Below are 9,141 nucleotides of genomic sequence, written 5' to 3'. Positions count from 1 at the left end.
AATCGCGCAACAGTCGCCCGGTAATACGACCGGGCATATCCTTGAGCACCAGCATCCCCTGAATCCGCAGCGCGTTGGGCGCGGTCTCACTGGTGAGCAGATTTTTCAGATCGATCTGCCGGAAGCCGGCACTTTGTTGATTGTTTACCGGCGTAAAATAGGGCTTTGCCACCTGGGAAAACGGCAGCGGAATGAACAGTGCCGGCAACATTACACCCAGAGCAATGCCACCAATGATAGTCAGCAGCCCAATCGCAGGGATAAAAAAGGCAAAGGAAAAAATCAGAGCCAGCGAAAACACTTTCGGCTCCCGAAAACGGGCAGGCAGAAAGGTCCACGCCACAGCAGACAACAAGGCCGACGCCAAACCATGGGCGACCAGGTAAAGCAGAAAATAGGACAGCGAACTGTTCTTGCTGAGCAGCAACAGCAACGAGCCCAGCTCGGCACTGATGGCATAGATAAGCAGCTTCCAGCTAGACACCGGCTACCCCCAGCAACTCGCGAAGCTGATCGCCAGGGTCGCGCTCATCCAGTAACCGATGGTAGTACTTCACACCGGCCTGGCGCAGGCTGAAAAATGCGTAGTCATCCTGCAACCACTGCTCGGTGCGCAAGACAAAGCCTTCAAGACTGGAATCACCTGTCATCGGCATCATGATCATCAGAACGTTTTCATGAACCCACCAGGCCAGATCCAGACTGCGCAGGCCCCGTGCCAGCACTTCCATAATCTGCGCAGCCTGCTCGCTATCATCGGCCACAAACAGGGTCAGGGCGGTGTCCACCCGTGCTTCACCGCGCAATCTGGATAGCGCCGTCAATTCACTGGCAAAGCGGGTGGGCAGGTTGGGCCAGGTATCAAGCAAGCTGTCCACTTCTTCCCCGTAGTGCGCCACATCCGCATAGAAGTTCAGCAGCACAGACAGCAACTGCAGGTTTTCATAATTCATGGACAGGAACGGCAACCGTTCCACCACCAGCACACCGATCATTTCTCCTGCACTGTTGGTCACCGGTGCGGCCACCAGGTAACGGCCCACATAGGTCTCATCCTGGGTATTCTGCTGCACATGGGCGAGCATACCGATGTCCAGGGCGTGGTTGAGCAGTGCATCGTGCTGATCCAGGGGTTTGTTCTCCCCCAGCAAAGCAGCAGCCTGGTCAATCACCTTGCCCTCCACTACCGGGTACAGGGCGGCGCGCTGCAGCTGGCAGTACTCTGCCAGCAGGTTGATCAGATCATCTGCCGCAGGCAGCGCTTTGCTATCGCTCTCATCCAGGGTCAGATCCCGTAACCGGAAAAGGGCATCACGCACGGTATAGGGTTTGACCAGCAGATTCTCTTCCAGGCGGTCATGGGAGAGGCGCAACAGTACGTGACGCTGAGTCAGATTCTGCAAACGCTCAAGGGCATAACTGGCAGCACTTTCCGCCCGCTGTAGACGCACCCGCCACAGGTCAGCGAATTCACCGCAGACCAGGCTGAGAATAAAACCGCCCAGCATGGTGCCTTCTGGGAAATTCCAGTCCGCATAGAAGCCCACCTTGCGCAACACCAGCCAGCTGGCCAGCAGGCACAGCATGCCAAATACACCGGCCAGGCTGCCGTATCGCAGCGAAACCAGGATGGGCACAAAAAGGCCCCAGCGGAAGTTGGCATCCAGCGCCAGGGGATCCTCAGAACTCAACCAGAGCCCCATACCCACTGCTACCAAGGTCAACAGCACTGCCTCCAGCACCACCCACAAGGGTTTTGCCGGTGGTGCCACCAGGGCGGGGATGACGGTGTTTCCCAGCCACTTACGCATCAGCGAATGACCGGGGCCAGCAGTTTGTCGATGACCTTCTGGCCGGTCTGGCTAAGCGATGTTCTCGCCCAGCCGGCACGGGCACCGGTACCGCTATAGACAATGTTACCGGACGGCAACTCACGGATTTCCAGCATCACACCCACTGCCGGCTCGCCGTCCACACCGGTCTTGTAGCGCCATTCATGCACCACGCCACTGACAACATACTGAGCTGATTGGGACTGCACCCAACGATCCATTTTTTCGCGGTTGGCGGAGGACGATGCCTCGAACAACAAGCCGTCATTGCCGGTTTCCGGGTAACTGTCCACAGCAGTAACGCCGTGGCGATAGAGCACGGATTCCACAATGGCCGCTGCGCGCAACCCGGCCTGAGGGGTGCCGGTGCGGTTCACCAGCGGCAACACCAGCCAGGTCCCTTCCGCGTCCAGTGAAACTCCCTGACTACTGCGCACATGGGTGCAACTGGCCAGCGACAGTGCCAGCAACAAAACAACAACCTGTTTCATCTCATGCTCCTAGTAGTAAATCCTGTATTGCAGTTCGGCCCGGTAGCTGTCTTCGTCGTTGCCACCGGTATTCAGTTGGCGCTCCAGAGACAGCTGCCAGGCATCCCGACCGATCAGCGGCCCGGCCAGCCCTAACCGGCCGATAAAACCATCGCCGGACAGGCTGTTATTCACGTAACCCACTTCTCCCCAGCCCTGCAGGCGATGCGGGCGGATATGTACGTCCGGCATGCCCAGCAGCAGGGACGCCCCGGATTCACTGTAATCCTCGGGCAAAGGCGCCGTATCAGCGCCGGCTGGAAGCAAGGCGCGGACCTCAGCCATGCTGCCCCCGGCTTCGGCAAAATCGGCGCGGGTATGGCGCAGGCGCAGGCCCGGTGAAAAACGGGAAAGCCAGGGGCGCCAGGTGCTTTGCACATTGATAATGCTGCCCTCCCCCAGGTTTTGGCTATTCAGATCACGGTACTGGTAATCCGCCCAATCTACACTGCTCTGCCAGGTAGATTGTGGCGACCAATTCAGCTGGAACTGACTGCCGGTCCGCGAACCGCCCAACAGCAGCAAGGAGGTTTCATCCGCCGGCATCCGCCACTGGTAACGCCAACTGGCAGACCAGTCGGAGTGCCAGTTACCTGCCACTTCCAGATCCGCAGTCGTTTCGCTGTTATCCAACAGTTGACGCTGGCCCAGAGAAAAACGGTGACGATAGCGTTCGCGCTGATAGAGCCACTCCAGGCTCAGCCACTGCTCCGCTTCATCCACATCCAGCTGGGCACGATCGTTACTGCCGAACTGCCGTTGCCGGTAGCGAGCGTAAAAGGTGCTGTTGTCACTGAATGGCTGGCTCTGGGTAAATGTCCAGTCCGTCATTTGCAAGGCACCCAGGCGGCGCTGTTCCACCGCCAGAGCGCTTGAACGAGCACTGGGCAACAGCAGGGATTCCTGCAGATTATTGGCGTCTGCCAGTTCCGGTGAGCCAGACTGCATGGCCATTAACGTCGCGGTAGCGCGTCGTTCCTCGCCCAATTCCACCTGACTACCCAATTGCTCAGACAGCGTCAATTGGCCGGCATAACGCTCACGAATCTGCGCCACGGCATCACGGTCGTTATTGAGCATGGCATAGGCCAGCGCCGACCCGGCATGCAGCGTGCCGGCTGCCTGCTGCTTACGCAGATACCAGCCGCGGGCCAACTCCGGCTCGCTATGCCCCAGCGCCCACTGGGCCAGCCATTCGGCACGGGCTTCGTCATCACCTTGCTGCTGGTGAATCTGTTGCGCCAGTTGCAGAGAAGCGTCGCCACCCTCAAACCGCTGGCTGAGTGCCAGGCGCATATCTCGATATTGATTCTGCTTGTCGTCACTGACCGAAAACGGCAAGCGCTGATGAAGCTTGCGCAGCACTGGCCAGGCCTCACCATCCCGGCCCGCGGCGATCAATGCCTGAGCATACTGCCACTGACGTTCCCAATCTCCGGGTGCCGTTTGCAACAAACGACTCTCGTAACGGACCGCTTGCTCGGCATGACCCAGTGCCATATTAGCGGCGGCCAGCACTTCCCAGTAACGCCGGTCCAGTCTGATACCGGCTTCCCAGGCAGAAAGAGTCTGTGCCAGCTGAGTATCATCACCATTGGCGACCAGCAGCCATAACCAGGCGATGCGCGTTTCCCGATCACCGGGGGCCAGTTCCAGTGCCTGCTGCAACCACTGCGCGGCTTGTTCCATTTCGCCTCTACGCAACAGCAGGTTGGCGTAAAAACGCAGAAAAGCCGGGTCCTCTTTTAGTTGCTGGCGCTGGACGTCACTAAGCTGGTTCAGAAAGTCGTCAATGGCCTGCCAGCGACCGGCATCCTGCATCTGGTAGAGGGCGCCCATGGCAAAAGCCTGATCCCCATTGCGCTGCCAGGCCCGCTCCATCAGTGCCACGACTCTGTCGCGGTCGTAATAACGAGCCAGAGTAATGTACTGATACAGATCCGACAGGGTCTCGTCACCCTGCTCCAGCAATGTCTGGTAATGACTCATGGCCGGCTGCCAATGTCCCAGCTCACTGGCCATAACCGCCAAACGGCGGGTTAGATCAGGGTCATAGGGCAGACTTTCGGCATCACTGCGCAAATCGGAATAAGCCGTCTCACGCTGACCCTCAAGCCAATGGTAGCGAGAGACTTTCAATGCCATGTCCCGCTCCGGGCCATAGCGATTCATGTACTGCCGCGAATAGCGAGCGGCTTGCTCTCTATCACTCTGATTCCAGGCCAGGCGCTGCATTTCCCAGAGAACAGCCTGTCCCGGATAGCGTCGATGCCAATCAGCCAGAAACCGCAGGCCTTCATCCGGGGTACCGAGCAATTCATATTGCCTGGCGATGGTGGCCAACAGATCACGATCCCGGGGGGATACCGCCAGTAACTCCTTGTAAACCCGCAACGTCAGTTGGTAATCGTAGGCCAGCGGCGCCCGCTGCCGAACCTGCTGCCAGGCCTGAGGGGCGTCAGTGGATTCCGCAATTTCCCACCAGGCTTTCAAGGCGGTACTGCTGTCTCCCTGCCAGTCGGCGATCTGCGCCAGCCTACGCCACCAGCGAATATCTTCGGGGCGCCAATAGAGAGCGTTGTCCACCACCTGGCGAGCCCGATCCAGATTGCCCGCCGCCACAAAAACCTCATAACTGTGGTCGTAATAGCTCTCTACATAGGGCTCCGGCGCCTGGGCCAGAACAACGCCGGGCAGCAATGGCAAGGGCAATACGAGAGTCAGTAGCAGCCTTTTCATCGCTGCACTCCCTGGCCATTGAGACCCAATAACCGCACAGCATAGCGCTGGGCCTGGGTCAGGTTGCCGCCGGCCTGGGCCAGGCGCATCAGGCGATACAACACGTCCTTGTCCCGGTAATAGAGATGTTCGTAGCGTGATGCAAAACGCAAAGCCTCGTCATGCAAGCTACCTGCTTCCAGTGACGCCAGCGCCTCAAGGAAATACTGTTTGCGAGCGGCAGGATCTCCGGACGCTGCCATGGCCTGCCCATAGGCCAAACCCGACGCCAGATAATTGCCCTGCCCCAGCAGCACCCGGCCGGCTTTTTCGTACCAGTCGCCTGGGTGCTCGGCCTCAGTGGCAATCAGCCGGTAATAACGTACGGCTTGTTCCACCTCACCCAGTACCAGGGTCATTTCCGCCAGTTCCCGGCGCTGGTCGCCATTCAGCGTGGACCAGTTCTGGCTTCGCAAGCTTGCCAGCGTCTCGGCCTGCAATCGGGAAGCATCACGCAGCTCTGGCTCCATGGCCATCAGGCGCTTGAAATCCCACTGTAATCTGAGCCAGCGCACCTGTGACTGGTAACCCGCATCGGCAGCTTCCACCCGGTCCAGTTGCACATCGGCTTCATCAAATCGCCCTAGCACAATCAGCTCCCGAGCCATCAGTAAACGCAGCTCATGATCATCCGGCTTGGCTTTCAACCAGGCCTGCATATAGCTCAACGTCACCGCATCTAGGCGGGCATTACGCAGCGTGATGGCCAGATCCCGTGGGAAGGCCAGCCAGCAGACCACGATGATCAGTAGCAGACAGGCAAGCAACTCCGTGGCGCCGAGAACCCGTAATCGCTCAGTGCGAACAGTGTAGCCGTAGCTCTTCGAGCCCATGCTTCGCACTCCTGTAGTGATAGAGGGTTCCTTCCCTACGCTCCGGTTTCAGTGGTTTACCGTTGTGACTGAGACTACAACCACCGGCATTGCCGATGGCAAATTCCAGATTGGTGTGACCTGCCAGAGAAAATTGCATGTCGCGGTCATTGCGAGCAAATGTGGTCAGGCGAGCATTGGCCTGTTGCAGGTAAGGCAACGAATCCGAACCCGGCTGCCACTGGGCGGCAGCGCCGGACAAATGCAGGTAGCGCCCGGGACCGTCTTCACGGTAACCAGCGACCCCGTGGCTGTGCGTCAGGGCCGGTACCGACAGCGCCTCAGGCAATCGCAGCGTGCGCAGTTCGCCACTGCCTTTTACCCGCCAGCCATCGTTTTCACGGGCGATCACCATGGTGTTGAAATCCAGCACTTTGCGGGCATAGTCGGACGCAAATACCGGGTGCAGCGGTTGCGACTGCGCCCAGCGATAGACCCTGAGCAGGGACTCCAATGCTGCCGTCTTGCTGGCGATGTAGGTGTGGTAATAGATGTTCACCGGCTTGAAACGATGAGGGCTTTCCGTCAGCTCAAAGGTCTCAATTACCCGCTCGAAACCATAGAAAGGGCCTGACCACTCATTGGTATAAATGTTTTCGTTCTGATTGGGGGCATAAACCTGGTATTCATCCCCCTTTGGCAGACCGATCCCCTTGATCAGGGTCCAGGTAGGCGCGCTATGGGTGATGATGGTATCGCTGCCGTTCATGTTCAGCAGGTTACCCTGCCGGGCCGCTGCCAGAGCCTCTGGAGTGGGAATGGTATCGCCGCTCCACAGCACCATCTGGGTACGCTTTCCATTCCCCAGCAGGTTCTCGTTGATATACTCCGCCGAACCGACCACCTCGCGCACCGGGTCCATCCGGTAATCGGGAATCGGCAGGCGTAACTGCCCTTCCGGGCCATATAACGCACCGGGCATTTGCTGAGCATCGTGCCAGTAGAATGGATGCGAATAGGTGTGGGTAGCCGCTTCCACGTGGGGCAAGGCAAACATTTCCCGGGCGACCTGCTCCAGCTCAGCAGACATTTTCGGGTAGAGACCGTGGGGGGCCACTTCGCCCTCAATCACCGAGATAGTGGTGGGCACTTCAAAGCGCCTGAGCACTTCCTCCAGCAATACTCTGGCATCGGTTTGTCCCTGGTATCCCTTCACCTCGGCCAGGCTGGGAAAACCGTCACCATCCATATGCGCAAAGAACAAACGACGGCCATTTTCCGTGGTCACATCCGGAATCGGCATGGCAGGCAGTTGCAATGCCTCACGAATAAAAGTGAGAGGATTAAGCACCCAGCGATCCAGGCCTTCGCCTTTCTCACCGGGCAATACCGAACGGATCATGAAGGGCTGGAAGGCATAGCCCCCCCAGGAGGATGTCGCCACAGGCGTGTAGGTATTTTCCCCGGCACGCAGCTCCAGCCAGGGTTGCGCCGACGGGTTGTGCAGTGGTGACGACAACTCAATCAGTTTGGGAAGTGCCAGCTCAAACCCCATAGCCTCATGCTGACGGGTAATCGTCGGCGGTGACAAGGGGGTGGGACGGCCCTCGAAGCCGAAAGCCTGCGCATTGGGACCCACCGGATCCACCGCCGGATGACCGAGCATGGCAATGGGAACACCCGCGTCTTTTTGCTCCACCAGCCAGGCCTCAAAATCGGCATCGGCCAGATCTTCTTCTTCCAGCCAGACCACAATGCCGGCGTAACGTCCCTTCAGGGTGCCGGCGGGCATGGGGGAATTGATGGCACGGATCTCCGGAACCAGCCCCTGAAACTGCAGGGGCATCAGTCCGTAACGCACCGCGTCGGAAAGCTCCCAGAGTCGCTCATTACTGCCGCCATGTACCAACAACACTTGTCGGGGCAGCACTTCGCGCACGCCCAGCCCGAGCATGTCCAGCTCCGGATTGGTGACCCAGGGAATCACACCGTGGCCCGCAATTTTCCGGGCAAGCTCACGGGCTTGCTCCCGCTCGGCAGGCGGTGCGTAGTCGATGGCAATGGTCTCGACCTGGTACTGGTCGCGCATGGCGGCAAACTGATTCAGCAACCACTGGCGGTCTTCCTCGGGAACCGGCGCATAGCGCTGCTTGCCCGCCTCCCAGCGCTGGTAAAGAGACTCCGCCGCGATGGCATCCACCGGAGCGTCCACCAAAGGCATCAGTTCAAAGCCACGATTGAAAATAAAGCGGGCCTGGGGGTAACGCCGGGCGATCTGATTGATCAAGGCGGCCAACCCTTGCCGCTGTTGCTGACGCTTCTCCGGCGTATTGGCAACCAGCTGGTAGCTGTCCAGGGTATCGAAGAAAAACCCCTGGTAGCCCTGCTCCCACAACGGTGCAATAACCTGCGCCACAAGAAAATCACGCAGCTCCCGGGAAGACAGATCGAAAATATGGGAGCCCCAGTCCGGGTTTTCCCCCAGCAGCCACTCCGGTTTCAGGTTTGCAAAATATGGGCGTGATGCCAGCACCTCGCCCAGGCTGACGTAGGCATAAAAGCGTTGCGAGCGGAATGCGCTGGGAACGCCATTGGCCTGGTCCGGCTCAACGACAGGGAAATCGTAGATTGAGAGGGTGTGCCAAGGGATCTGTGGGCCGTAATAGAATGCGGCAGCTTGCTCTGAGTGAACCTGAGCCGATGCTGAAAGCCCCAGTAGTACCAACAGAATCGCCAAATAATAGCGGATCAATGAATTCCCCAATTCACTTAAAAGCCAATCTTCTTATATACCCTTTCAAGGCGACGTGAATAATGGGGGATACATGAATTAACCTAAATACGACAAAAAGGGTATTTATGTAAAATGCACAGATCACAAAAGCCGACTGTTCTTGCCAAACTGGCTGCGCAAAAATGCCATCTGGTCCCCGCGGATACGGTGGCTATTTATCAGGGCCAGGTATTCAGCCATGTTCGGCACATAGGGCAGTGCCAACAAATCCATGTCGATTTCCTCCAGGCAGCGGTTGCCCTTGCGCTGGTTACAGCGCCGACAGGCAGAAACCACATTGGACCAGCGGTCCCGCCCTCCTTTGGAGGAAGGAACAATATGGTCGCGAGTCAGAGCGTGCTCCGGGAAAGGTTTGCCACAGTAGAGACAAAGATGTTGGTCTCGCCGGAACAGGG

The 9,141-nt window shown here is 58.4% G+C and carries 6 protein-coding genes and 1 pseudogene; all 7 read right to left on the bottom strand.

Annotation, left to right across the window (positions count from 1 at the left end):
* A pseudogene (locus HUJ17_RS00875) lies at positions 1-484 on the bottom strand (hypothetical protein); the annotation flags it as partial.
* On the bottom strand, positions 477-1,811 hold the full coding sequence (locus HUJ17_RS00870; RefSeq protein WP_290508934.1) for a PelD GGDEF domain-containing protein: 1,335 nt from the start codon (positions 1,809-1,811) through the stop codon (positions 477-479). The pseudogene HUJ17_RS00875 and the gene HUJ17_RS00870, both read right to left, overlap by 8 nt.
* Positions 1,811-2,323: a hypothetical protein gene (locus HUJ17_RS00865; RefSeq protein WP_290508933.1), complete on the bottom strand. Its 513-nt coding sequence runs from the start codon at positions 2,321-2,323 to the stop codon at positions 1,811-1,813. Before HUJ17_RS00865 ends, HUJ17_RS00870 begins: the two co-directional genes overlap by 1 nt.
* Positions 2,324-2,332: 9 nt before the next feature.
* Complete coding sequence (locus HUJ17_RS00860; protein ID WP_290508932.1) at positions 2,333-5,101, bottom strand: tetratricopeptide repeat protein; 2,769 nt, start codon at positions 5,099-5,101, stop codon at positions 2,333-2,335.
* The gene (locus HUJ17_RS00855) at positions 5,098-5,973 is read right to left on the bottom strand and encodes a tetratricopeptide repeat protein (RefSeq protein ID WP_290508931.1); all 876 of its coding nucleotides are present in this window, start codon (positions 5,971-5,973) and stop codon (positions 5,098-5,100) included. Before HUJ17_RS00855 ends, HUJ17_RS00860 begins: the two co-directional genes overlap by 4 nt.
* Positions 5,936-8,704, bottom strand: a complete 2,769-nt coding sequence (locus tag HUJ17_RS00850) for an endo alpha-1,4 polygalactosaminidase (RefSeq protein ID WP_290508930.1) — start codon at positions 8,702-8,704, stop codon at positions 5,936-5,938. Before HUJ17_RS00850 ends, HUJ17_RS00855 begins: the two co-directional genes overlap by 38 nt.
* Positions 8,705-8,827: 123 nt before the next feature.
* Positions 8,828-9,141: HNH endonuclease (locus tag HUJ17_RS00845; protein WP_290508929.1), on the bottom strand; the 314-nt coding region annotated here is incomplete at its 5' end.

This window comes from Alcanivorax sp. (assembly GCF_014762765.1).
In the GTDB taxonomy this organism is placed as follows: domain Bacteria; phylum Pseudomonadota; class Gammaproteobacteria; order Pseudomonadales; family Alcanivoracaceae; genus Alcanivorax.
Note: the sequence above shows the minus strand (reverse complement) of the source record. Positions and strands in the feature narration are given on the sequence as shown.